The following is a 24,832-nucleotide window of genomic DNA, read 5'->3' as shown; positions in this document are numbered from 1 at the left end:
TACCGTGGCTACAAATCGCGCCGACCGGTAGCCCGGCTAAGGCGTTTACGCCGCAAGCCGGGACAATAGAGCATGCGATTACTTCGCCAGCCAGGCTGCGACCTCCTGCCAGCTGCCGCGAAAGAGAATTTTCCCGGCTTTTTTCCCCAACTGATAGCGATACATCGGGTCGTAGTATTCTTCCAGCAGCGGTACCAGCCAGGCAAAGTGCGCCTCGGTGCTGGCGGTGCGCTGCTGCTGCACCAGCGCCTCATCGAGCCGTTCAGTGAGCTGAGCAAAACGCTGCAGCCCCAGGCGACGGCGGATGGCAAACAGGCCGTGATGCAGATACTCGCCGTATGCCTGCCAGCCTTTCTCTTCGCCATACGCGGCGATAAAGTCGCGATACATGCGATCGAAATACTCTTCGCGCAGCCGTTCGAGGCGAACGTCAAACGGATCTTCCACCACCGCCAGCGGCGACTGCGCCATGCGGAGGCGCAGGCTCTCCGGTAGATGATTGGCGCCGATCATATGGCCTTCATCTTCCAGCACCCAGCGGGTCTGCTGTTCGGCTTTTTTAAGCAGGCTGACCGCCAGGTGGTTTTCAAAGGTGGCCTGTGGATGCTGATCCTGCAGGGTTCGACCGAATGAAGAACCGCGGTGATGAGCAAGCCCTTCCAGGTCGATACCGTCCGGGCGCGAGCAGACCAGTTGAGTTTTGCCGTTGCCGGTACAGCCGCCAATCAGCACGATCGGGCGCTGCACCAGTTCGTCGGTGGCCTGGATCGCCGCCTGGCGTAGCGCTTTATAGCCGCCGACGATCAGGGGGTAATCCACGCCAGCTTCTTTCAGCCATTGCTGGACGATATGCGAGCGCTGGCCGCCGCGGGCGCAGCACAGGTAACCGTGTGGGTAACGGGCGCACGCTTCCAGCCACGCCTGAGTACGGCTGGCGCGCAGGTCACCCTGGACCAGTTTATGGCCGAGCGCCAGCGCCGCTTCCGGCCCCTGACGCTTGTAGCAGGTGCCGACCGCGGCGCGTTCTTCATCATTCATCAGCGGCAGGTTGATCGCCGCCGGCATCGCGCTTTGGCTAAACTCCACCGGGGCGCGTACGTCAATCAGTGGCGTATCGCTGGCGAGAATGGCGCGATAATCCGTCCCATTGGTCATGGGGTATCCTCTGAAGTCAAAACAGAAATGAGCTTTACAGCAAGGGGGGGATTGTACGCGCCTCAAGGTGTGCCGGGGAAGGGGATAGATCAAATCCCCGGCACGAAGGGCTTAGCTGAGCTGCGATTGCGCCCAGAACAGGCCGCTGGTGTACTCCGGCGGCAGCAGCGGCTTGATCGCTTCCAGCGTCGCGCTCAGGCGATCGGTATCGCTGTCGGTGAGGTTCAGGTGGCCGACTTTACGACCCGGGCGCACCTCTTTGTCATACCAGTGCAGGTGCACCAGCGGCAGCTTCAGCCAGTCGTAGTTAAGATCGGTGCCGATCAGGTTGATCATCACCGACGGGCTGTTGACCACCGGCGGCGGCAGCGGCAGGCCGGTAATCGCCCGCAGATGCAGCTCGAACTGGCTGATAGACGCCCCGTTCTGCGTCCAGTGGCCGCTGTTGTGCACCCGCGGCGCCAGCTCGTTAATCAGCAGCCCCTCGGCGGTAACGAAGCACTCCATCGCCATCACGCCGACATAGTTCAGCTCGTTCATGATCGCCGTCAGCATGCTTTCCGCCTGTTCCTGCTGGCGAGCGTTGGCCTGCGGGAAGGCGACGCTGGCGCGCAGAATACCGTCCTGATGCAGGTTACGGGTCAGCGGGTAGAAGACGGTGCTACCGTCATGAGCGCGGGCGCCTACCAGCGATACCTCGCCGGAGAAGTTAATCCCCTGCTCGACGATGCACTCGCCGTAGTTATCGGCCGGTAGCTGATCGATCTCGTTTTCCCGCAGACGCCACTGGCCGCGGCCGTCGTAACCGCCAACGCGACGCTTAACGATCGCCAGTTCGCCAAGGCGAGCAAACACCGCCGGCCACTCGCTTTTATCCGCCAGCAGTTGCCACGGGGCGGTGGCGAGGCCAAGCTTGTCAAACAGCTGCTTTTGCGTCAGGCGGTCGGCGATAATCGGGAAGACATCGCGGTTGACGAACGCCGGGTGGCGGGCCAGCTCGCGGGTGAGGGCGGTTTCCGGCCAGCGTTCAATTTCTGCCGTGATGACGCTCTGCTGGAACGGCACCGCTTCCGGGTCGGCTTCCAGGCCGACCGGCCAAACGGCGATGCCCAGCGGCTCGCCGGCCTGGCGCAGCATACGGCCTAACTGGCCGTTACCGAGCACGCATACCTGTTTCATGCCGCACCCCGCGGATCCGGATTATCCAGCACTTCATCGGTTTGCGCCTGACGCCAGGCGCTCAGGCGATGGTGCAGTTCTGCATCATGCTGGGCAAGGATCTGCGCGGCGAGCAGGCCGGCGTTCGCAGCGCCAGCTTTGCCGATGGCCAGGGTACCGACCGGAATGCCGCGCGGCATCTGCACAATGGAGTAGAGGCTGTCGACACCGCTTAAGGCTGCGCTCTGAACCGGTACGCCGAGCACCGGCACCAGGGTTTTCGCCGCAATCATGCCCGGCAGATGCGCCGCGCCGCCTGCTCCTGCAATAATCACCTGATAACCGTGGCTTTCGGCGCTTTCAGCAAAGCTGAACAGCTTATCGGGCGTGCGGTGGGCGGAGACCACTTCGACATGGTACGGAACGTTCAGGGCATCAAGGATTTCTGCGGTAAATTGCATGGTAGCCCAGTCGCTTTTGGACCCCATCACGATGGCGATACGCGCCGAATTATTGCGGGAAGACATGCGTCTTAAAACTCCTGTGGGTGTGTTTCACACTGCTTTAGAGGCCACAGAGAATAGCATGAACTGCCAGCAAGGAAAACGGTTGCGTGCGCATGGTTAGCCGTCTTTTGTCTCGCCTGGAGGTGATGGCGTGGGTGCCTGATTGACCTTTATCTCCCTCATGATACAGGTGATAAGCAGCACTAACCCCCACGGGAGCATCAGGGTGCCCATAAGCAGTAAATAGATTTGTACCAGCCGGCTATCGTGAGGGCGGGTGCAGAGCAAATAAATGGCATAAAAATAGATAGCCCACGCCAGCATCGCACACCAGACAAACGTCAGCGTGTTGCCGATAACGACGCCGATTAAGGCGATATAACTTACCCCTAACGGGTTGAGGATCGCGATGATCATTCCCCACGTCAGCGGCTGACTCCACTTTTTCCTGCTCATGCTCGTTCCTTGAGAGTGACGTTGTGGAAGACTAGCATGCAGGGCGGGGGGAAGCGCGCACCTTCGCCCGGGCAAAAGGCGCTTTCGGAATTGTGCTCGCGCAGGAATTAGAACGGAAAGTGGATTAGTTTGACGTCGTCCGGCGTCACCTTGACCATCGAACCTTCGCTGTGCCAGGCGCCAAGTACCACTCGCCATGCGGGTTGGCCGTTGGCCTGCAGTTCATGGACCGCCGGGCGATGGGTATGGCCGTGGATCAGCCACTGCACGTGATGCCGCTCCATCGCGTCAACTACCGCCTGTGGATTTACATCCATAATTTCCATTGATTTACTGCTGTTGGCGGCTTTGCTGTCGGCGCGCATGCGGGCGGCGATGCGACGGCGGATAAACAGCGGCAGGGCCAGGAACAGACGCTGGATCCACGGGGTGTGGACTTTGGCGCGAAACGCCAGATAGCCTTGGTCATCGGTGCACAGCGTGTCGCCATGCATGATCAAGACTTCACGGCCATAGAGGTCCAGTCGCTCTTCTTCGGCGAGCAGGATCATCCCGCTCTGGCGGGCAAAGCGCTGGCCGACGAGAAAATCGCGGTTGCCATGGATGAAGTAGCACGGCACGCCGGCGTCGACGACGGCTTTGATTGCCGAGGCAATTTGTTGGTGCAGCGGGTTAGGATCGTCATCGCCGATCCATGCCTCAAACAGATCGCCAAGGATATACAGAGCGTCCGCCTGGCGGGCTTCGCCCTGTAAAAAACGCAGAAAACCGGCGGTGATCGCCGGTTCTTCTGTTTGCAGGTGCAAATCTGCAATGAAAAGTGTCGCCACGAATTACTCGCTGACGGTGACGCTTTTGATGATCACATCATCTTTCGGCACATCCTGGTGCATGCCGCTGCGGCCGGTGGCAACCGCTTTGATTTTGTCAACCACGTCCATGCCTTCAACCACTTCCGCGAAGACGCAGTAGCCCCAACCCTGCAGGCTTTCGCCGGAGAAGTTCAGGAAGTCGTTGTCAACCACGTTGATGAAGAACTGCGCGGTGGCAGAGTGCGGCGCCTGAGTACGGGCCATCGCCAGCGTGCCGCGGGTGTTTTTCAGACCGTTGTTCGCTTCGTTCTGAATCGGAGATTTGGTCGCTTTTTGTTTCATGCCAGGTTCAAAACCGCCGCCCTGAATCATGAAGCCGTTGATAACACGGTGGAAAATGGTGTTGTCGTAGAAACCTTCGCGGCAGTAGTCCAGGAAGTTTTTAACTGTTTCCGGCGCTTTGTCGTCAAACGTTTTGATTACGATATCGCCATGATTGGTGTGGAAAGTAACCATTTTTGCATCCTGTTCCGATGAGTGTGGTGCCAGCACCCGGTGTCGGGTGAGATATAGGGGGGTGTTATAGCATAACCGCGGGGGTCGATGCACCTTGCAATGTGTGCTGCGTCCGGTCTGAATTATGGGTATTATAGAGACTTCATTACCCACACACGTCTACACGGAATCTTCGATGTTAAAAATTTTTAATACACTGACGCGCCAGAAAGAGGAATTTAAACCTATCCATGCCGGGGAAGTCGGCATGTACGTGTGTGGTATTACCGTTTACGATCTCTGTCATATCGGCCATGGACGTACCTTCGTCTCCTTTGACGTCGTGGCGCGCTATCTGCGTTTTCTCGGCTATAAGCTGAAGTACGTGCGCAATATCACCGATATCGACGACAAAATCATTAAGCGCGCTAATGAAAACGGCGAAAGCTTTGTCGCGCTGGTCGATCGCATGATTGCCGAAATGCACAAAGATTTTGACGCGCTGAATATTCTGCGTCCCGACAGCGAGCCGCGCGCAACGCACCATATTGCGGAGATCATTGAGATCACCGAGCAGCTGATCGCCAAAGGCCATGCTTACGTGGCAGATAACGGCGACGTGATGTTCGACGTGCCGACGGACCCGAACTACGGTTTGCTGTCACGCCAGGATCTCGATCAACTGCAGGCGGGGGCGCGCGTCGACGTGGTTGACGTCAAGCGTAGCCCGATGGACTTCGTCCTGTGGAAAATGTCGAAAGAGGGCGAGCCGAGCTGGCCGTCGCCGTGGGGCGCGGGCCGTCCGGGCTGGCATATCGAGTGCTCGGCGATGAACTGCAAGCAGCTTGGCAACCACTTCGATATTCACGGCGGCGGTTCGGATCTGATGTTCCCGCACCATGAAAACGAAATCGCCCAGTCCACCTGCGCCCACGACGGCGAATACGTCAACTACTGGATGCACTCCGGCATGGTGATGGTTGACCGCGAGAAGATGTCGAAATCGCTGGGTAATTTCTTTACCGTCCGCGACGTGCTGAAGTATTACGATGCGGAGACGATTCGCTACTTCCTGATGTCCGGCCACTATCGCAGCCAGCTGAACTACAGCGAAGAGAACCTCAAGCAGGCGCGTTCGGCGCTGGAGCGTCTGTACACCGCGCTGCGCGGGACGGACAAATCCGTCGACGCGGCGGGGGGCGAAGCCTTCGAAGCACGCTTTATCGAGGCGATGGACGACGACTTCAACACCCCGGAAGCCTATTCGGTGCTGTTCGATATGGCGCGTGAAGTAAACCGCCTGAAAACCGAGGACGCGGCCGCGGCGAACGCCATGGCGGCCCACCTGCGTAAGCTTGCTGCGGTGCTGGGTCTGCTGGAGCAGGAGCCGGAGGCATTCCTGCAGAGCGGCGCGCAGGTTGACGACGCGGAAGTGGCGGAGATCGAATCGCTCATCCAGCAGCGTCTGGACGCACGCAAAGCGAAAGACTGGGCGGCGGCGGATGCGGCGCGCGACCGTCTCAACGAGATGGGCATTGTGCTGGAAGATGGCCCGCAGGGCACCACCTGGCGCCGGAAGTAAGCCATAAAAAAATGCCCGCAAAAGCGGGCGTTTTTATTTTCGTTGTCAGGCCGTGACGGTCACGCTCTGGCCTTCAAAGCTCACCGTCTGACCAGCGACGATTTTGCAGCGTTTGCGGGTTTCCACCGCGCCGTCGACTTTTACCAGCCCGTCGGCGATGGCGATCTTCGCCTGGGCACCGCTTTCGCTCCAGCCTTCCAGCTTCAGCAGATCGCACAGCTCAACGTGCGGGTGTTTACCTAAGGAAAATGTCGCCATCTCAGGCCTCCTCAACGTCGTGATACTCTTCGCACGCCTGCAGCGTGTTCTGGATCAGGGTGGCGACGGTCATCGGGCCAACGCCGCCGGGAACCGGGGTGATGTAGGACGCGCGTTCGGCGGCATCTTCATACACCACGTCGCCGACCACTTTGCCGCTTTCCAGACGGTTGATGCCGACATCGACCACAATCGCCCCTTCTTTAATCCACTCGCCAGGAATAAAGCCCGGTTTGCCCACCGCGACGATCAGCAGGTCGGCGTTTTCGACATGATGGCGCAGGTTTTTTGTAAAGCGGTGGGTGACGGTGGTGGTGCAGCCGGCCAGCAGCAGCTCCATGCTCATCGGGCGACCGACGATATTGGAAGCGCCAATGACCACCGCATTGAGGCCGTAGGTGTCGATATTATAGCGTTCCAGCAAGGTCACGATACCGCGCGGAGTGCACGGACGCAGGCGCGGCGCGCGCTGGCACAGGCGGCCAACGTTGTAAGGATGGAAGCCGTCGACGTCTTTATCCGGCGCGATGCGCTCGAGAACTTTGACGTTATCGATCCCTGCCGGCAGGGGCAGCTGAACCAGAATACCGTCGATGGTCTTATCGGCATTCAGAGTGTCGATAAGCTCCAGCAGCTCGGCTTCGCTGGTGGTTTCCGGGAGATCGTAAGAGCGGGAGACGAAGCCCACTTCTTCACATGCTTTGCGCTTGCTGCCGACATAAATCTGCGAGGCCGGGTTGCTGCCGACCAGCACGACGGCCAGCCCAGGGGCGCGTTTTCCGGCCGCAACGCGAGCCTTCACTTTTTCCGCAACCTCAGAGCGTACCTGCTGCGCAATCGTTTTACCGTCAATAATTTTTGCTGCCATCAGAGAGAGGATTCCATCTGTATCTTTACGAAAGGGGGATGAGGATATTTTGTCAGAAGCGGGCCTCGCTGTCAGTCCTCGTTTGCTGTTTTATCCTGTCTGAGGCTAATTTAGCCTGTTATGACCATGGTTATTACATGGTTATTGGTGCGTTGCGCCTGGCCACTGAGTCGATTTACGCGCGCATTAGGCCCGGCGGTATGCTTCTTGTACAGTTGGTGGAGGATATTTCGCCAGCGTCGTATAAGCCCCGCAGTTTCCTGGCAAAATGGATTGACTCAACCGACGTGGACCGTATAATTCCACGCGTTTCACTCCGCGAAGCACTCGCTTCTCAGGGCGCCCTTAGCTCAGCTGGATAGAGCAACGGCCTTCTAAGCCGTAGGTCACAGGTTCGAATCCTGTAGGGCGTGCCATACTCACTTCTCTTAGCGTCCTCTGAAGTCTACTCAACCCAGTATATACGCGGCATTTTCAAATATTCCATTACCTCAATGACTTCTATGATTCATTGAAATCCACATTCATGTGGAGGGAGATTCCTGTTCAATGAAAGGAGATACCCCAGGTGAAGCTCGCAGCCCGCCAGGTCGATATATCTAAAACTAAGGACAAACCCTATAAGCTGTCTGATGGCGGTGGCCTTTATCACCGTTTGATGCGCGTGAGCTGGAATGCATTATTGTCAGCCAACGACACGTAACAGCAGGGGCACTTCATTACCCGCATCATGTTTTCAGACCGATAATCAGCGAGCGCTAAGCGTGGCGGCTGTGGTAGGATACAGTTGCTGTCAGGAGCCCTCCTCAAAAATATTAAGGCTTGGGTAATATATGAATACTCGTTCGTTATATTGAAAGAACAGGAGCCTGATTTCATATGTCAGATATTGAACTTGAAAGATTTAAGGCAATGCTTCGTGATGAGTCTATTGATGACCTGCTAACCGCGCTTGCGTACAAGATTCCTTTGTACAGATTAGACCCATTAATCATCAGGGGGCGAACAGAGCACATCACAAATGCGGAATTAATCGAGTCGTTTGACCGATTATATCAGGCCGGAATTTTGATGACTGGTGAGAATGGTCAAGTAGTGAAGGGGCCTAAATGGGTTGAACCAGAGTTCGTGAAAATGGAGAAATACTTTCCGCATCCGCGGTAATAGCAACATCCAGATTACCCGAAAATAGGTTCATGGGCACGACGTAACCGACTAACTCGAACACCTTTGCAGCTATGTACTTTTATCCTCTAATTTCCGCTATCAATCCTGGATAGCACTCAGGGGGTTATTAAGTGGTAACTCATCAGCAAAGATGTGCATGCTGTCGATGACTTGGCATTCATTGAGTTGGCGCCTGGCGGAGCGTTAAACGGATTCATCAGTAGTTGATCGCCTGGTCTACCTATTGCAAGACAACGTTTAGCCTCGCCCTGCTTTTTGCAGTGATACTTACACTATCGCTGGCTTCTGAAGGGCGTCGGACATAACGCAAATTATGCATGGTTCGTTACTCTGAATTATTCATAATAGTCGCGCATTACGTTGAATATCCGCAGGCTATATACCTGGTAGACTCCTCACTGGAGCAGGGCCCGTACTCACATTTTGCGGGCAGGATAATACACCTTAAATATTTGAAGGGATAGGATACTTCAGCTCGATTTGCGGCGCATCGCTTAGCCGCCGGCCAGATTTTGCCATCAGGTATCCGGCGATTTCTTCAGGCGTTAAATCGACATGAAGCATGTCTTTATCCTGAAACCATTCATTAGGCCAGTAGATGAGGTCGGATGGATTGGCATCAAAGTTTTTCTCAAGCAGTCCCAGCGCGTAGCTTTGTTCAGATTCCTTACCTTCGGCCTGACACACAAACTGGATGATCTGAATCAGCTCATCCCAGGATAAATCCGCCACGTATTTTTCCTGATTAAACGCCATCCGGGTGAAGTCTTTTGCACTGGTCCATGAAGAGAAATCCCGGAAATCAGAGAATGCATACGGGTTAATAACCTGGCTATTCCAGTCATTTATCAACATTTTCAACCCGGCATCCTCTTCCTTAGCCCCGTTATCAATTTGCGCCAGTATCTCTTCGGCCATGTCCGCTAGCTGTTTCAGTTTCTGGCGGTTTACTTTGGCTGGTTGCAGACGTTCGGGTAATGGCATCGGGTTATTCCTTGTAAAATTGAGTGCATCAGTGACAAGCTATGCTCCCATCCTGGCCAAACATTTATCCAAAGTCTATATACAATCAATCCCTCTTCTGACAACGAGCGTCTAACGGTATAAATATCAGCGGTAGGTCCCGGACGTTCGTTACCCGCTATCCGGAAAAAATCTACTTTTCAAGATGAAAAGTGGCTTCGCAAACCATATCTGTTAGCCGACTTCTCTGTGCAGGAGGCCGCTTGCGGCCTGTTTCAGAGTACACCCAGTTGTACCGTTCCCCGCCAAATAACCGCAATCTGATAACAAAAAGTTTAATTTTTTTCCCCGCCGCGCTGACTATAGTTAGGGCACTTTCACTTGCCCAATAAGGTCACGATTATGAAATTAGTTATCGCCTCCGTAATTTCTCTGCTCAGCTTCAGCGCGCTGGCGGCGCCAGAGGGGACGCTCAGCGTACACATTCTTAATCAGCAAACCGGGCTCCCTTCACCGGGGGTGCAGATTGAGCTGGATAAACAGCAGGGGGAGAGCTGGCAGCATATCGCCACCGGTAAAACGGATGCCGATGGGCGGATTAAATCGCTCTATCCGCAGGCGGAGAATATGGAGCCGGGGGTGTATAAAGTGACGTTTAAAACCGGTGACTATTTTAAAAGCCAAAATATGAATACGTTCTTCCCGGTGATTCCGGTTATTTTCAATGTCACAAAGCAAAATCAAAAACTGCATATCCCGCTGCTGCTCAGTCAGTACGGATACTCTACCTACCGCGGCAGCTGATGACCCAAGCCGCTATCCAGCCAACGCCTGCGCGGCTTCCGCAGGCGTCACGCTTTTCTCGCACCACGATGTCCACGCCTAACGCTCGGTCTCTTTCTCTTTAAAGTGTTTAACGGCTTCGTCGTACATCGCCAGCAGGCCGGAAATTTCGCCTTCATATTGCGGCACGCGCTGGGCGCGAACGAGCTCAATCAGCAGCGCATAGGCTGCTTCTTCCGGGGCCGCATGTGGATTGATCAGTCCAGACATATCACCTCCTTAACAGTGGGCCTTTAGCCTACCCCTCGGCGGGAAAACGCAACAGCCTGATATGCAACCAGTACTTCTTATATGGCTCTTATGAAACCTCAGAGGCGAAGACCACGGCGGAAATCAATTGAAGGAGGGGTTATCCAGACCACTGGCGTGGCGGTTAGCGGTGCATCTACACCGGCAGGAGGCTCATCATCAGCCAGGCGATGGCGATGCAGATAAGGGTCATCGACAGCACAAAATTCATGGTAGCTCCTCTTCATCCTTTCTTTACTCAACGTAAATTTTGACGGCGATGATCGCCTTTATCCTTGGCGATTTGTGCCGCTATCCGGCGGTGGGCTGGGGAAAGACGGCCTGTTTCCCCGTGAAGGCCAGCAAAATATCCTCTTTGCCAGGGTTATAGTGATGACATCAATGAATAAGCTGCATCACATTGGTTATGTTGGTCTTTCCGCCTGAAGAATGACTTCGGGTCGCTGATAAGCTTGCTGGGGGACTAACAGGATGAGCACTACACCGTTAACGCTTTCTTTTGCTGGACAACAACCGCCCATCGCCCTGCCGCAGGTGCCGGGAACACGGGGGCCGGTGGGAGTTGATATGCGCGGGCTAAATCAGTCCGGATTCTGCAGCTATGACCCCGGCTTCGCCAACACCGCCGGATGCCAGTCGGCGATCTCGTGGATCGATACGGAAAACAGCGTGCTATTGCACCGCGGCTATCCGGTGGATCAGCTGGCTCGCCAGTGCGATTTTCTCGAAGTGGCCTACATCATGCTGAACGGTGACGCGCCGGATGAGGCCTGCTATCAAACCTTTCGCGAGACCATCACCCGCCATACTCTGGTCCATGAGCAGATAGCCCGCATGTGCAGCGGCTTTCGTCGCGACTCGCACCCGATGGCGCTGATGTGCGCCCTGGTGGGGGCGCTGGCGGCGTTTTATCATGACGTCCTGGACGTGGAAAATCTGCAGCACCGGGCGCTGGCCGCCACCCGGTTGCTGTCGAAAATGCCCACTATCGCCGCCATGAGCTACAAGTACACCATTGAGCAACCCGCGGCGTATCCGCGCAACGATCTCTCCTATGCCGGTAATTTCCTGCAGATGCTGTTTGCTATCCCGGCGGAAAAATACGTTCTCAATCCGGTTATCGAGCAGGCGATGAACCAGATCCTGGTGCTGCATGCCGATCACGGGCAGTGCGCCTCGACCACTACGGTGCGCGCGGCGGGCTCCTCCGGGGCGAACTTATTCGCCTGCGTCGCCGCCGGGCTGGCGTCGCTGTGGGGGCCGATGCATGGCGGAGCAAATGAATCGAGCATGCGAATGCTGGAGGAGATTGAAAGCGTCGATCAGGTTCCGGCGTTTCTGCGCCAGGCGAAGCGCGATCCGCAGGCATTTCGCCGGCTGGGTTTTGGCAACTCGCGCTACCGTCACCGTGACCCGCGCGCCGATATCCTGCGTGAAACCAGCCATCGGGTGCTGGCGGAGGTAGGCATGTCCGACCGCCTGCTGCAGGTGGCGATGGCCCTTGAGGACGTGGCGCTGACCGACCCCTATTTTGTGGACAATGGCCTGTCGCCAAGCGTGGATTTCTATACCGCGGTGATCCTTAAAGCGATGAATCTGCCTTCGTCGATGTTTGCGGTGGTCACCGCGGTCGGTCGGACGGTCGGTTGGGTGGCGCACTGGAACGAGATGCACCAGGCGCCGCTGACCATCTACCGGCCACGGCAGATTTACGTTGGCGAGGGCTATCGGGATTACGTCTCCCGACGCGGCGAGCGGTCTGCTGAGCTAAGGTAATGCCTTACAGGCAGGAGGCGCGCGGCGTCTTCCTGCCCAGGCGGGTTACTACTCAGAGATGCCGGGAGAGCAGATAGTGCTCGACGGCGGTATATTCGGTTAACCGGGTATACAGCGCCAACAGGGCGCTGAGAAAAGCGCCTACCTCACAGGCCTGCGGCCTGGGCGTGGCGAGTAATGGCTGTAGCGTAGCTCTCAGTTGATCAAGGTCGGGCTTCAGCACATACGGTATATGCAGGGTGCTGAGGATGGTTTCAGTCTGCTGGAAATCATGACGAGATGGCAACGCCTCGTCTGCGCTTAGCCAGCTCAGGATAATCAACATGAGGCGATTTTTAGTGTAGAGATACGATTTCATGGCCTGTCTCCTGTCGGTAGTGGCGCAACACCATCCCCTGAACTTTGTTCATCAGTTCCACGTTATTTTTCACCGCCAGCTTGCTAAGGACGCGTGAACGGTAGTAGTAGACCCGTTTGATCGTGAGCTGCATGGTGCTGGCCACGTGATACAACGGCATTCCCCCCATCAGCAGGCTGATTAAAAAAGTTTCCTTACGGGTCAGGTTATAGCTGTCAGGTATGGCGATATAGAGCTTGTCGGCGGGGGGCGATGTCAAGCGCGGACCGCGGGCAAGGGCAGCGCTGAGCCCGGCAAAACTGGTGATGAACTCTGCGCCGAGCACAATGGCGAGGCTGCGTTCGAGCTCGCTCAACGGGTAGCCTGATTTGGCAAAAATAAAGATCCGGATCAGGGGATTAAACGATTTTAAACTGAGCGCGACCTGCAGTACTTCGATGCTGACGCTGCTGTAATCAATAAGGATGGTGCTTAGCCGGGCTCCGGCATCGGTCGCAAAAAAAGTATAGAACATCTCACTCTGTCCACTAAACGGGTAACAGAGTATTTCTTTAATATCCAGAGGCTTGCTGTTTGGTTCATTAATATACGCTTTCAGGGCAATATTAAAATATTCTGAATCCGCAATGCAGATCAACATAATGACCTCCTGGCATAAATACGCTGTGCATGCTGTCCTGCCTGATTCGACAATTTACTGTAGAGAATACCCGCCTGAAATAACATACTCCCTGCGCTTTCAATTCAGGGGGGAGAACGTGGGAGGAGGTGGTTAATAATGAGGGTGAGATAGTTAGATCGCATTTCTCGAATGTCTTTTAGAAAATAAAAAATAAAAATTACCTTTTATTTACAATTGGTTATGTTTTTATTGTGCGTTTGTTTTATTTGTTTTTCAGAGTGGTGTTAAGACTTTTCTATAAAAAGTAGAAATGGTCCTGGTGGCGAATTTGAATAATAAATAATGAAGTGAGTAGGATGTCAGTGCAGGGAAGGGGTTAAAAGATAACAGGCTAATCCAATGGACTGAGCATTAATAAATTGTACGTATAAAGTACGCCAGGGTATTTCCTGAACGATTCTCCATAAGCGTGGTGATGAGGAGTGAATATGAAAAAATACAGCAGAGGAATGGCATCTTTCGTGGTGATGATGATGCTTTCTCCGGTAGCGGCACAGGCTGCTGATGGCAAAGTCACCTTTAATGGTGAAGTCATCGAAAATACTTGTACGGTAGTGAATAAAGACAAGACGGTAACCCTACCGACGGTCCAGCGTTCAGCGCTCAGCAGCGCGGGTGAGACGGCGGGCGTGGTTCCCTTCACCATCGATCTGACGAGCTGCACCCCAGGGGCTGATGTCTCGGTGTACTTCGAGAAAGATCAATACGTTTCCACGGAGGGTCGACTAAAAAACACTCTGTCTGACGGCACGGAAGCAGAAAACGTCGATGTGGAGCTGCTGAACACCCGGTTTACGCCGATTAACCTCGCGGAGACCCCGGCGGTCGCTGCAGACGGCAAAGTTGCTCGCCTGGAAGCGATCCCGGTGGCGGTGGCTGAGCAGGATGGTTCCGCCTCGCTACCTTTCTATGCCCGCTACTATGCGACCGACGCCGCTACTGCTGGAAAAGTCGCTACCTACGTCAACTTTACGGTGGTCTATCCGTAAACCCTGTCCACGGCCCCGCTAAGGGGCCGTTTATCCACCCGGCAAGGAGGAGGTGAATATGCGGCGTATGGTTCTGGCATGGCTGCTGTCCAGCTATTTACCCTCGGCGGACGCCAGCATGGTTATTGACGGCACACGGATTATTTTTCCCGGCGACAAAAAAGAGATCGCCGTCCGGGCCACCAATATGGGGGAGACCCCCTCTCTGACGCAGGTCTGGGTCGACGATGGCCGCGTGCAAAATCAACCGGAAAAGGATGCGGCGCCGTTTATTGTGCTGCCGCCGATTGTGCGCATCGAACCGGGAAAAGGCCAGAGCTGGCGCCTGGTGTTTAACGGCAGCCGCCTGCCGCAGGATCGGGAATCGCTGTTCTGGTTCAATCTTCTGGATATCCCACCTGAGCCGAAAAATGGCAAGACTGACAATTACCTGCAGCTCGCGATACGGTCGCGTATCAAGCTGTTTTACCGTCCGGCAGGCGTGGCGGCGGAAAAAATAGCCGCGGAAAAAGCCCTGAGCTGGGCGCTGGCTCCTACGGGCAACGGGCTGCGGGTGAGCAATGCCTCAGCGCGCTATATCACCATCGACAGCATCACCCTTAACGGACAAAAACACGCTGCCGGCATGGTCGCCCCGTTTTCCTCGCTGGAGATCGCGCCTAAAGGGGTCGCGCTGCGCACGCTGCCAGCCAAATTCAGCTTCACCACCATCAATGATTACGGCGCGGTAGTGAATCATAATTATCCTCAGTAAGGACATTATTATGAAACTCAGGGAGATCAAGGTTGGGTTGATGCTGCTCCTTCCCTGGCAGGAGGCATGGGCGGCAGAGGCGTTTAGTTTTAACCGCGCCCATTTGCACGGCGCCGCGCAGGTTGATCTCCAGAAATATCAATACGGTAATCCACTGCACGCCGGACAGTACCGCAGCACGCTCTCGGTGAATGGCCGGGACCTGGGGGAAGAAACGTTTGTTATCCAGGAACACGATGGCCAGCTTGAGCCCTGCATCTCACCCTCGCTGTTCGACGCTCTGCAGCTGAAGGATGCCCAGTGGCCAACCGCGGCCACCTGCCTGCGTTTTTCGCAGATCGATAAGGCGATCGGCTGGGAGTATGACAGCGGGGAAAACGTCCTGCGGGTAAATATGCCCCAGGCGATGCTGCAACCCCATTATCGGGGGGCGGTGAACCTGAAGAAGGTGGACAGCGGCGTGCCCGCCGCGGTGCTGCGCTATCAGGCCAACAGCTATCAGAGCATCGTTGACGGGGATAGCAGCAGCCATCATTATCTCGGGCTGGATGCCAGCCTGCGCGCCTTTGGCTGGCGGTTACATCATCAGTCCAGCTACCAGGCGCAGGAAGGGAATACGCACTGGGATAGCATTGCCACCTGGGCTGAGAGAAGTGTAGTGAACTGGGCGTCCACGTTACGGCTTGGTCAGGGATGGACCGACGGAACCTTCTTTGACAGCGTCAGTTTTATCGGCGGCAGGCTGGCTACCGATGTGCGCATGCTGCCGGGCTCTCGCCGCGGTTTTGCGCCGTCGGTCAGCGGCGTGGCGCGCACCAACGCCCGCGTAACGGTCACCCAGAACGGCGCCCTGTTGTACGAGGCAACGGTTCCGCCGGGCAAATTCACCTTTGACGATCTCTATCCCACCAACGCCGGCGGCGATTTACAGGTGACGATCCACGAGGCGGATGGCAGTCAGGACACCTTTACCGTGCCGTACGCCACGCTGCCTGGCCTGGTGCGGGCAGGCGCGGTCTATTATGATCTGTCGCTGGGCTATCTGGATGAGGACGGGATCGCCGGGCGGCCGGGATTTGGCGAAGCCACGCTGCAGTACGGCTTCAATGACTATATCAGCGGCTATACCGGCGCTAACGCGACGACAGATTATTACTCGACGCTGGTCGGCAGCGCCTTCAATACCTACTGGGGCGCGCTGGCGGTCGATCTTTCCCGTTCTGCGGCGAAGGGCAGGGAGCACGGCTGGCAGGAGGGCTACCGCTGGCGGGTGTCCGCATCAAAATCGTTTACATCCGATACGCGAATGCTGCTCTCAGTGAGCCACAGCAACGACGGCAATTATCGCTCCATTCGCGATGCCGCCTGGGAGCACGACCGGCACCCCAACGACTGGTGGGAGATGACCCGCTACAGCGCGACGTTGTCTCAGCAGACCGGCAGCGGCAGTCTGTCATTTAACGGAATCTGGAGTGAGGATGTCCGCCACCACCGCTGGCGCTCATATCAGCTGGGCTATGCCAACCGCTATGGTCAGCTCAATTATTATCTGTATGCCCAGCAGAGCCAGGATATCCATCACCGCAATAATCAGGTGGTGGGCGTCTCCTTTTCGCTGCCGTTCGGGCAGGCGGGCAGCCTGACCACCCGCTTTAACCACGATAAAAACTACGGCAGCCAGCTGCAGTCCAGCTATACCGGCAGCGCAGGCGAGAAAAACGCCTTCAGCTACGGTTTGACCGCCAGCTACGACATGCCGCGGGAGAACCCAAATGAAGCCAGCGTTGCGGCCAACGGTAGCCTGCGGACGGATTATGCGTACCTGAACGCCAGCGCCAGCGCCGGTCGCCATCAGCAGCAGTACTCGCTGGGGGCATCGGGCGCCCTGGTAGCGCATCAGGGCGGCATGACCGCCACCCCCGAACTGGGGGAAACCTTCGCCATTGTGGAAGCGCCCGGCGCGGTGGGGGCCCGGGTGGCTAACCGCCCTGGACAGCCGATTAACCGCCAGGGTTTTACGATCATCCCTTACCTCGATCCCTTTACCGCTAACTGGCTGGATCTCGATCCGCAGGGTCTGAACGACCATGTGGAGATTGTCTCCAGCAGCACGACGGTGGTGCCCGATTCGGGCGCCGCGGTGAAGGTCAAATTTGTCACGCGTACCGGCTATCCCTGGTTTGCCCATGTCACGCTGCCGGATGGCGCGGCGCCCCCGCTGGGCGCGGAGGTGTTCGACGACAACGGTCGGGCGGTTGGCGCCGTCGGTCAGGGCGGGCTGCTGTATGCCCGGGTGCCGCAGGACCACGGCAGCGTCTCGGTAGTATGGGGCGAACGCAGCGGGCAACGCTGCCGGTTGGCCTATGCCATCCGCGACGACGCGGCGCAACAGGTTAGCAGCCCCACGCCGCATCAGGTCTGCCGGCCGGGAATAAAGGAGAAGTAATATGAAAAAAATCATCGCATCAGGGGTACCTCTTCTGCTGGCCGGCGGGTACTGCGCTTCGCTGTCGGCAGCGTGCCAGATGGTCAGTGGCAAAACTATCGAGTATTCAGTGAACGTCAGCCAGGCCAGTATCAACCTTGACGTCAGCGATCTCCCCATCGGCTCCCTGCTATACAGCTACGGAGGGATGATTATCACTAATAACGAACGCTGGGAGATCGCCTGCAGCGGCAGCGAGCCCGGCGGGTTTCAGAGCATTGGCGGTTCCCGGGTCGGCCCGGCGGGAGACGGCAAGCCGGGGGATATCTACAGCATCGACCGCCTGCCGGGCATCGGCTACAGCTTTCAGATGGGGGAACAGGATGGCATTAATTTCGATCCCCTGTTCACGGCCTGGCCTTCCGCGCCGGTATTTTCCGGCCAGCGCGCATTTCAGGCGGAAAATAAAAAACCGACCATCTATTTCTGGCGGATTGCCGATAACGGCGGTCTACCGCCGCCGGGCGAATATTGCCTTAATGATTACCTTGGCGATATTTATCTTGGCGGAGTACAGGCGATGCGCTTCAGCGTCAGCGGACTCTGTATTCAGGTCAAATCACCCACCTGCAAGATTACTGACGACAGTAAAAACATTAACGTCTTCCTCGGACGGCATAACAAAACCGCATTTACCGGGCTCAACAGCACCACCGCCCCGGTTCCTTTTAACATCAACCTGACGAACTGTGAAAATGTCGGCAGCGTGTTTATGCAGTTTAACGCGACGGTGGACAGCGCTGTCGCCGCCAACGAAGTGATTAAAATCGATGACCAACCTGAAGGGGCATCCGGACTTGGCGTGCAGATCCTCAGTGCCGGCGGCTCGCTGGTGCCGCTAAACCAGGTGAGCCAGGTCTGGTCCGGGAATAAAGGCAGTCAGACGAACTATCGTTTATCCTATCAGGCCCGCTATATCCAGACGCAGCCCGCAGTGACTGCGGGCGAAGCGAACGCCAGCGCGACCTTCGTGGTGACTTATAACTGATCTGCCTGGCGGCACTGCGCCGTCAGGCATGCGCCAGTAAAGGAAACATCAACTTCCTGTCTTTAAACAGGTTTTCCTTCTGGTCATAGATGAAAAGGATATCTTCTCCCTCTATCTTCTCATACTCGCCGAGCCGGTCTTCACTGGGGGTAAAACCGAGGATGGCCTGGTAAACGTGGTCATCGGCCAGTTCGTTGACCAGCGTCGACAGGCTCTTGCCCACGTCGCAGAATAGATCAAAGCAGATCAGCACCGGACCGTTTTGCATGGCGATGACCACCGCCTCATTTTTTGCCGAGTAATAGACAAAATGCTTCATAAAGGCTGAGCAGTAAAACATCAGCAGGCCAAAGTTATGCTCCACCCGCAGCGGTGAGAACGGGTTGGATTTTTCATAGTAATGGCGGAGCAGGGCGACATCGTCAGCGCTGTCCATATCCAGTTTACGAAAATCACCGGCTCGCGGGGAGACCGGCATAATATATTGATACTCTTCGCTGCGGGTGAAGCCAAATTTGGGGTAAAAATCCACCGTGGTGGGATTGGCGAATAAAAAGAAGGCGTCCGCCTCCTGCTGCCAGTCCTGCAGGATGTGATGGATAAGCTGGCCGGCTAATCCCTTATTACGGTGGTCCGGCTCGGTCATCACGGTGCCAATCTGAATATAACGCCGGGGCTCGCCCTGCCAGCGCAGGTCGATGATGTTGGCCGAAGCGTTAGCGATAACTTTATTGCGTTCGACAAAAGCATAGGGGATATAGGCATCGGTCCAGTAACCTTGCTGATACCACTCTTCAAAAGACAGGTCAAAAGTCTTAACGGCAAGGTCAATGAAGCTTTTTCTTAATGGGTTATTTTCTCTGACTTGCTTCACTAATTGATAATTCATTGTCATAGTTCCTTCTCACTATGGCTTCTGAAAGCGGCGACGTCGGCAAAGGCACTTGTGTCGAATGAGCGCTGTAAACGTAGCATATCTGGGAAAAGGATCCGCAATGTCGATGCTTAACCTTTGCCCCAGTCACAAATAACCGCATGCTGGCAGTGTCAAACCGGGCGAAACGGACTGTTTGCGTTCGCTATCGCCATAATAAAGCGTGAGTAAAAGAGGTATTGGTCGAGAGGCTGAGGCAAATGTACTGGCTATTTTATCGACAATCGGCCGAGCCGTAAAGGTTAGGTTTATTTATTTATGCATTAAACAGGAAATTTTACGCGTTGCGTCTAATAATAGAGTAGTCCCCAGCGTAAGGGCTGAATTTATCCTGGAATCGGCTTATAATAACGCGCTTTGTGATTGAGTATTACCGCACGAATTGGAAAAATACTACGTGCAGGATCCGCTACTTTATTTCGCGGTTTTTGCTCAGCTATTATTGAGTGAATTAACAGGATTACTATGTCAAATTTACCCAAATTTTCCCGCGCGCTGTTGCACCCGCGTTACTGGCTGTTGTGGCTGGGAATTGGCTTTTTGTGGCTGCTGGTGCAATTACCGTATCCGGTGATCTACCGTCTGGGAACGGCGCTTGGGCGGCTGGCAATGCGGGTGATGAAAAGCCGCGCGCGGATTGCCAGACGTAATCTCGAACTCTGCTTTCCCGAGATGAGCGCCGCCGACCGCGAGGCGCTGCTGGTGAAAAACTTTGAATCGCTGGGCATGGGGCTGATGGAGACCGGCATGGCCTGGTTCTGGCCGACGCACCGGGTAGCGCGCTGGACCGAAACCAGCGGCGTTAACGAGGTGGTGGAGCTTCTGGAAGAAAAACAGGGCATTTTACTGATCGGTATCCATTTTCTGACCCTCGAAATGGGTGCGCGAATGTACGGCATGTTTACCCCAGGCATTGGCGTCTACCGTCCTAACGATAACCCGCTGATTGACTGGCTGCAAACCTGGGGACGCTTGCGCTCTAACAAGACCATGTTGGATCGAAAAAATCTGAAAGGGATGGTCAGGGCGCTAAAAGAGGGGGAAATTCTCTGGTACGCGCCGGATCATGACTACGGTCCGGCCAGCAGCGTCTTCGCCCCGCTGTTTGCCGTCGAACAGGCGGCGACCACCACCGGTACCTGGATGCTGGCGAAAATGTCCGGGGCGACGATTGTGCCGTTTGTTCCGCGGCGCAAGCCCAACGGCATGGGGTATGAATTGATCTCCCTGACGCCGGAGCGCACGCCGCCGCTGGCGAGCGCCGAGGTTACGGCGGCCTGGATGAATCAGATTATCGAACAGTGCATCCTGATGGCGCCCGAGCAATACATGTGGCTGCACCGGCGCTTTAAGACCCGCCCGGAAGGAGTACCGCCGCGTTACTGAACGCCTCGGCCAAAAAATAAGCGCATCGGTAGCACGCTTAGTAAATCGCCGTCTATACTGAAAGGGCCTGACTGAAGGCTAATTCCAAGGAGATTGCAGGATGAAAAAAGTGATAGTCGCGTTAGCCCTTTCCGCCGTTGCATTTGGCGCCTCCGCCGCGCAGTTGATTACCAAAGAAGAAGTGAAACACTTCAAACTGACCAAAGTCGGGCCGATCTCGGTGGGGCCGTCCGGTGGCGAATTCTCTTCGCCTTCCGATTTGCACGATCAGCTCTCCAAGCTGGCCGATGAGAAAGGCGGAAAGTACTACGTGATCACCGCTGCGCGTGAGCATGGCCCTAACTTTGAAGCCACAGCGGAAGTGTATAAATAACCTTTTTTTAAAGCGTGCCGTATCGGCGCGCAACGCATTGAGCCTGGAGCGCGTTAAGCCTCCAGGCTTATTTTTTTCTGCTATCGGAATTGCCTTAGGCAATAGCGGCAGCGGAAATGCGTTTTTATCGCTATATATAGATTTCATGATCACGATGTTAATGAATTATTGCTTTTTATTGTTAATAAAGAGCCAATTCTGACCTAATGCCTGAGGGAGTGACCCCTGGCAAAAATAGGTAGGACAAATGTGTTATCATCGCGCCTTTCCCTTTTTGTCTGGGGCTTTCTTGTATGCTACAACCTGTTGTTCGCGTCGGTGAATGGCTGGTAACCCCCTCTGTAAACCAAATCAGCAGGAAGAGGCGCCAGCTTACCCTTGAACCGCGTTTAATCGATCTTCTGGTCTTTTTTGCCCGCCATCCGGGGGAAGTGCTTAGCCGGGACGAGCTTATCGAAAACGTCTGGACCCGGAACGTTGTGACCAGCCACGTCGTCACGCAGAGTATTTCTGAACTGCGCAAGTCGCTCAAAGACGGCGACGACGTTAGCCTTGAGTACATCGCGACGGTACCCAAACGGGGGTATAAGCTCACGGTGCCGGTGATCTGGTGCACCGAAGAGGGGGAGGAGCTAGCCCCGTCGATGGAGGCGCTGACGCCTTCGCCGTCGACCGCCGTTCCTGCGCCGCCGGCCGCCGGTGCGCCATCCGACGTCTCTGTCCCTCTCCCTGATGCCGCCGCGCCGCCACCGGCTCCTACCGTGGCCAGCGCGCCGTCAGGCCGCAAGCGCCTCACTACCGCCCTGGTGTGGGGGCTGTTCCTGTTGGCGCTGGGCACCTGCGTGGCGCTGGTGGCGCTGTCGAGCATGGAATCGCGGCCGCCGGTCAACAAGGCGCGTCTGCTGCTCAATCCGCGCGATATCGATATCCACCTGGTGAATGGCAACTCCTGCGCTAACTGGTCGTCGCAGCACTCCTACGCCGTAGGACTGGCCAGCCTGATCACCACCTCGCTGAACACCTTCTCGACCTTTATGGTGCATGACAAAACGGACTACAACATCAATGAACCAAGCAGTTCCGGCAAAACGCTGACCATTGAGTTCGTTAATCAGCGCCATTATCGGGCGCAGCAGTGCTTTATGTCGGTCCAGCTGGTGGACAACGCCGACAGCTCGACGATGCTGGATAAGCGCTACTTTGTGACCAACGATAACCAGCTGACCATCCAGAACGATCTGATGAACAGCCTGTCGGATGCCCTGGCGCAGCCGTGGCCGGCGCGAATGCAGGCGATGCTCAGGCAATATCAGCCCTCGCAAAGCGTGGCGTTAACCTATTTCTACCAGTCGCATCAGCTGTTAATGAAGGGCGATGTCGATTCATTAAGTAAGGCCAGTAGCCTGCTGGATGATGTGATTAAGCGGGCGCCGGATTTTATTTACGCCTATGCCGAAAAAACGCTGGTGGATGTATTGCGCCATTCACAACAGCCGCTTGACGATAAACAGCTGGCCGCCCTCTACAGTGAAGTCGAGCGGGTAGGGGCGATGCCGGGTATAAAAGACATGGCGATTTATTATCAAATAAAAGCGGTGGATTCATTGGGGAAGGGCAAAGTCGACGAAGCAAATACCGCAATTAATAGTGCGATTGATTTAGAGATGTCATGGCTAAATTATGTGCTGTTAGGCAAAGTCTATGAGATGAAAGGTGAGAACCGTCTGGCTGCCGATTCTTACATCACGGCGTTTAATTTACGTCCTGGCGAAGATACCCTGTACTGGATTGAAAATGGGGTTTTCCAGACGTCGGTTAACCGAGTAGTTCCATATCTCGACAACTTTCTCTCTTCAGAATAAGTAAACCCTCATCATGTGCAAGGTTTTGGGCATGGTGAGGTTAAATTTATGTTTCTCATGAAGCCTCTTGTTGTTATTTTTATTTAGCATTCAGGAGGCTTTAAATAACAGTCAGGTAACACGCTCTGCTTCTTATAACTTGCTGTAATACAACGATGTTTATCTTTTTCTGACACCCGGTTGTCATGTTTATATGTTAAGCGAAAAAGGTCAAAATATCATTTGTCTGATGTTTGTTTTTATATCACTTTATCTTTAGGACTTATCTCGTACAAATCAGTAATCTTGTTGGCAGTTGGTCGGGTCAATTAATGGTTCTGTATCATGATCTGTACCTCCCAAATAAACTTAGGAGAAAAACAACCATGAGTTCTGCCAAGAAGATCGGGCTATTTGCCTGTACCGGTGTCGTCGCCGGTAATATGATGGGGAGCGGGATTGCATTATTACCTGCGAACCTGGCCAGCATCGGTGGTATTGCCATTTGGGGCTGGGTAATTTCAATTATTGGTGCGATGTCTCTGGCTTATGTTTATGCCCGACTGGCCACTAAAAACCCGCAGCAGGGCGGTCCTATTGCCTACGCTGGCGAAATATCTCCGGCGTTCGGTTTCCAGACCGGTGTCCTTTATTATCATGCAAACTGGATTGGTAACCTGGCCATCGGGATTACCGCAGTTTCTTATCTCTCTACGTTCTTCCCAATTTTAAATAACCCGGTGCCAGCAGGTATTGCCTGTATTGCCATCGTGTGGATCTTTACTTTCGTTAATATGCTGGGCGGGACCTGGGTCAGCCGTCTGACCACCATTGGTCTGGTACTGGTGCTTATTCCGGTAGTCATGACCGCGGTCGTCGGCTGGCACTGGTTTGATGTCGCTACCTATCAGGCGAACTGGAATACCTCCAGCACCACCGATAGCCACGCGGTTATTAAAAGTATCCTGCTCTGCCTGTGGGCCTTCGTTGGCGTAGAATCCGCCGCCGTGAGTACCGGGATGGTGAAAAACCCGAAACGTACCGTGCCGCTGGCTACCATGCTGGGCACTGCGATGGCCGGTATCGTCTACATCGCCGCGACTCAGGTTATCGCCGGTATGTATCCTGCTTCTCAGATGGCCGCGTCCGGTGCGCCGTTCGCAATTAGCGCCTCTACCATCCTCGGCGGCTGGGCTGCACCGATGGTATCCGCTTTCACCGCCTTTGCCTGCCTGACTTCTCTGGGCTCGTGGATGATGCTGGTTGGCCAGGCCGGTGTACGTGCCGCCAACGACGGTAACTTCCCGAAAGTGTATGGCGAAGTTGATAACAACGGTATTCCGAAAAAAGGCCTGCTGCTGGCCGCAGTGAAAATGACCGCGCTGATGGTGCTGATTACCCTGATGAACTCCGCCGGTGGTAAAGCCTCTGACCTGTTCGGCGAACTGACCGGTATCGCGGTACTGCTGACCATGCTGCCTTACTTCTACTCCTGTGTTGACCTGATTCGTTTCGAAGGCATCAACATCCGTAACTTCGTTAGCCTGATTTGTTCGGTACTGGGTTGCGTGTTCTGCTTCATCGCGCTGATGGGCGCAAGCTCCTTCGAACTGGCCGGCACTTTCATCGTTAGCCTGATTATCCTGATGTTCTACGGTCGCAAAATGCACCAGCGCCAGAACAACGCATCGGATAACAACACCACCGCTAACGCGCACTAATCAGCAACCCGT

26 protein-coding genes, 1 tRNA gene and 1 pseudogene are annotated in these 24,832 nt (G+C 55.3%); 15 read left to right on the top strand and 13 right to left on the bottom strand.

What is annotated here, in order from left to right; translation table 11 throughout:
• Positions 1-78: 78 nt before the first annotated feature.
• The 6 genes from mnmH to ppiB form a co-directional block, all read right to left on the bottom strand.
• Complete coding sequence (gene mnmH, locus KHQ23_RS15170; RefSeq protein WP_004151323.1) at positions 79-1,155, bottom strand: tRNA 2-selenouridine(34) synthase MnmH; 1,077 nt, start codon at positions 1,153-1,155, stop codon at positions 79-81.
• Between the two features lie 111 nt (positions 1,156-1,266).
• A complete protein-coding gene (gene purK, locus KHQ23_RS15165; protein ID WP_004143002.1) occupies positions 1,267-2,334 on the bottom strand; it encodes a 5-(carboxyamino)imidazole ribonucleotide synthase in 1,068 nt (355 codons plus the stop codon).
• Positions 2,331-2,840: a 5-(carboxyamino)imidazole ribonucleotide mutase gene (gene purE, locus KHQ23_RS15160; RefSeq protein ID WP_004893772.1), complete on the bottom strand. Its 510-nt coding sequence runs from the start codon at positions 2,838-2,840 to the stop codon at positions 2,331-2,333. The genes purK and purE overlap by 4 nt, the downstream gene beginning before the upstream one ends.
• A gap of 96 nt (positions 2,841-2,936) precedes the next feature.
• Complete coding sequence (locus KHQ23_RS15155) at positions 2,937-3,275, bottom strand: hypothetical protein (protein WP_004178781.1); 339 nt, start codon at positions 3,273-3,275, stop codon at positions 2,937-2,939.
• 107 nt (positions 3,276-3,382) lie between these two features.
• Positions 3,383-4,105, bottom strand: coding sequence for a UDP-2,3-diacylglucosamine diphosphatase (lpxH, locus tag KHQ23_RS15150; protein WP_004178782.1), 723 nt, complete (start codon positions 4,103-4,105; stop codon positions 3,383-3,385).
• 3 nt (positions 4,106-4,108) lie between these two features.
• Entirely contained in the window at positions 4,109-4,603 is a 495-nt protein-coding gene (gene ppiB / locus KHQ23_RS15145) for a peptidylprolyl isomerase B (RefSeq protein WP_004151319.1), read from the bottom strand.
• Between the two features lie 175 nt (positions 4,604-4,778).
• Between ppiB and cysS the strand changes: the two genes are divergently transcribed.
• Complete coding sequence (gene cysS, locus KHQ23_RS15140; RefSeq protein WP_032434111.1) at positions 4,779-6,164, top strand: cysteine--tRNA ligase; 1,386 nt, start codon at positions 4,779-4,781, stop codon at positions 6,162-6,164.
• A 45-nt stretch (positions 6,165-6,209) separates the two neighbouring features.
• On the opposite strand, the gene ybcJ is transcribed toward cysS, so the two are convergent.
• On the bottom strand, positions 6,210-6,422 hold the full coding sequence (ybcJ, locus tag KHQ23_RS15135) for a ribosome-associated protein YbcJ (protein WP_004143016.1): 213 nt from the start codon (positions 6,420-6,422) through the stop codon (positions 6,210-6,212).
• A 1-nt stretch (position 6,423) separates the two neighbouring features.
• Positions 6,424-7,290, bottom strand: a complete 867-nt coding sequence (folD, locus tag KHQ23_RS15130; protein WP_004143017.1) for a bifunctional methylenetetrahydrofolate dehydrogenase/methenyltetrahydrofolate cyclohydrolase FolD — start codon at positions 7,288-7,290, stop codon at positions 6,424-6,426.
• A 339-nt stretch (positions 7,291-7,629) separates the two neighbouring features.
• Here folD and KHQ23_RS15125 point away from each other — a divergent pair.
• The 3 genes and pseudogenes from KHQ23_RS15125 (at position 7,630) to KHQ23_RS15120 (ending at position 8,454) form a co-directional block, all read left to right on the top strand.
• Positions 7,630-7,706: transfer RNA gene (locus tag KHQ23_RS15125), tRNA-Arg, on the top strand.
• A 152-nt stretch (positions 7,707-7,858) separates the two neighbouring features.
• Positions 7,859-7,939: pseudogene (locus KHQ23_RS26340) on the top strand (DUF4102 domain-containing protein); the annotation flags it as partial.
• A gap of 230 nt (positions 7,940-8,169) precedes the next feature.
• A complete protein-coding gene (locus KHQ23_RS15120; RefSeq protein WP_004183235.1) occupies positions 8,170-8,454 on the top strand; it encodes a hypothetical protein in 285 nt (94 codons plus the stop codon).
• 468 nt (positions 8,455-8,922) lie between these two features.
• Here KHQ23_RS15120 and KHQ23_RS15115 read toward each other — a convergent pair whose 3' ends face one another.
• Positions 8,923-9,462 carry a hypothetical protein gene (locus KHQ23_RS15115; protein WP_004183237.1) on the bottom strand — a complete coding sequence of 180 codons (540 nt, stop codon included), beginning with the start codon at positions 9,460-9,462 and terminating at the stop codon, positions 8,923-8,925.
• Positions 9,463-9,843: 381 nt separating this feature from the next.
• On the opposite strand from KHQ23_RS15115, the gene uraH reads away from it, so the two are divergent.
• A complete protein-coding gene (gene uraH, locus KHQ23_RS15110; RefSeq protein WP_002892366.1) occupies positions 9,844-10,245 on the top strand; it encodes a hydroxyisourate hydrolase in 402 nt (133 codons plus the stop codon).
• 78 nt (positions 10,246-10,323) lie between these two features.
• Here uraH and KHQ23_RS15105 read toward each other — a convergent pair whose 3' ends face one another.
• The gene (locus KHQ23_RS15105; RefSeq protein WP_002892370.1) at positions 10,324-10,494 is read right to left on the bottom strand and encodes a hypothetical protein; all 171 of its coding nucleotides are present in this window, start codon (positions 10,492-10,494) and stop codon (positions 10,324-10,326) included.
• Positions 10,495-10,818: 324 nt separating this feature from the next.
• Between KHQ23_RS15105 and KHQ23_RS15100 the strand changes: the two genes are divergently transcribed.
• A complete protein-coding gene (locus KHQ23_RS15100) occupies positions 10,819-10,959 on the top strand; it encodes a hypothetical protein (RefSeq protein WP_020316410.1) in 141 nt (46 codons plus the stop codon).
• Positions 10,960-11,004: 45 nt separating this feature from the next.
• On the top strand, positions 11,005-12,309 hold the full coding sequence (locus tag KHQ23_RS15095) for a citrate synthase (RefSeq protein ID WP_025368381.1): 1,305 nt from the start codon (positions 11,005-11,007) through the stop codon (positions 12,307-12,309).
• Between the two features lie 52 nt (positions 12,310-12,361).
• On the opposite strand, the gene KHQ23_RS15090 is transcribed toward KHQ23_RS15095, so the two are convergent.
• Positions 12,362-12,667 (bottom strand): hypothetical protein, encoded by a 306-nt coding sequence (locus KHQ23_RS15090; protein ID WP_023316526.1) that lies wholly within the window; start codon positions 12,665-12,667, stop codon positions 12,362-12,364.
• Positions 12,645-13,307 carry a LuxR C-terminal-related transcriptional regulator gene (locus KHQ23_RS15085; RefSeq protein ID WP_032432742.1) on the bottom strand — a complete coding sequence of 221 codons (663 nt, stop codon included), beginning with the start codon at positions 13,305-13,307 and terminating at the stop codon, positions 12,645-12,647. The genes KHQ23_RS15090 and KHQ23_RS15085 overlap by 23 nt, the downstream gene beginning before the upstream one ends.
• Before the next feature lie 470 nt (positions 13,308-13,777).
• On the opposite strand from KHQ23_RS15085, the gene KHQ23_RS15080 reads away from it, so the two are divergent.
• From KHQ23_RS15080 to KHQ23_RS15065, 4 genes are read left to right on the top strand one after another with little or no spacing between them, the layout of a single operon-like run.
• Complete coding sequence (locus KHQ23_RS15080; protein WP_004191498.1) at positions 13,778-14,338, top strand: fimbrial protein; 561 nt, start codon at positions 13,778-13,780, stop codon at positions 14,336-14,338.
• Between the two features lie 58 nt (positions 14,339-14,396).
• Entirely contained in the window at positions 14,397-15,092 is a 696-nt protein-coding gene (locus tag KHQ23_RS15075) for a molecular chaperone (RefSeq protein WP_032434149.1), read from the top strand.
• 10 nt (positions 15,093-15,102) lie between these two features.
• A complete protein-coding gene (locus tag KHQ23_RS15070; protein WP_032434150.1) occupies positions 15,103-17,538 on the top strand; it encodes a fimbria/pilus outer membrane usher protein in 2,436 nt (811 codons plus the stop codon).
• 1 nt (position 17,539) lies between these two features.
• Positions 17,540-18,565, top strand: coding sequence for a fimbrial protein (locus tag KHQ23_RS15065; protein ID WP_023158656.1), 1,026 nt, complete (start codon positions 17,540-17,542; stop codon positions 18,563-18,565).
• A gap of 22 nt (positions 18,566-18,587) precedes the next feature.
• Here KHQ23_RS15065 and KHQ23_RS15060 read toward each other — a convergent pair whose 3' ends face one another.
• Positions 18,588-19,454 (bottom strand): GNAT family N-acetyltransferase, encoded by an 867-nt coding sequence (locus KHQ23_RS15060; RefSeq protein WP_023300797.1) that lies wholly within the window; start codon positions 19,452-19,454, stop codon positions 18,588-18,590.
• 510 nt (positions 19,455-19,964) lie between these two features.
• Between KHQ23_RS15060 and KHQ23_RS15055 the strand changes: the two genes are divergently transcribed.
• The 4 genes from KHQ23_RS15055 to cadB all read left to right on the top strand — a co-directional run bounded on the left by KHQ23_RS15055 (position 19,965) and on the right by cadB (position 24,820).
• On the top strand, positions 19,965-20,885 hold the full coding sequence (locus KHQ23_RS15055) for a Kdo(2)-lipid IV(A) acyltransferase (protein ID WP_002892400.1): 921 nt from the start codon (positions 19,965-19,967) through the stop codon (positions 20,883-20,885).
• A gap of 100 nt (positions 20,886-20,985) precedes the next feature.
• Positions 20,986-21,258, top strand: coding sequence for a DUF1471 domain-containing protein (locus tag KHQ23_RS15050; RefSeq protein WP_002892402.1), 273 nt, complete (start codon positions 20,986-20,988; stop codon positions 21,256-21,258).
• Between the two features lie 293 nt (positions 21,259-21,551).
• Positions 21,552-23,120 (top strand): lysine decarboxylation/transport transcriptional activator CadC, encoded by a 1,569-nt coding sequence (cadC, locus tag KHQ23_RS15045; protein WP_047694405.1) that lies wholly within the window; start codon positions 21,552-21,554, stop codon positions 23,118-23,120.
• A gap of 365 nt (positions 23,121-23,485) precedes the next feature.
• Entirely contained in the window at positions 23,486-24,820 is a 1,335-nt protein-coding gene (gene cadB / locus KHQ23_RS15040; protein WP_002892484.1) for a cadaverine/lysine antiporter, read from the top strand.
• Positions 24,821-24,832: the final 12 nt, after the last annotated feature.

The sequence above is a fragment of the Klebsiella sp. 64 genome, from assembly GCF_018223915.1.
In the GTDB taxonomy this organism is placed as follows: domain Bacteria; phylum Pseudomonadota; class Gammaproteobacteria; order Enterobacterales; family Enterobacteriaceae; genus Klebsiella; species Klebsiella pneumoniae.
Note: the sequence above shows the minus strand (reverse complement) of the source record. Positions and strands in the feature narration are given on the sequence as shown.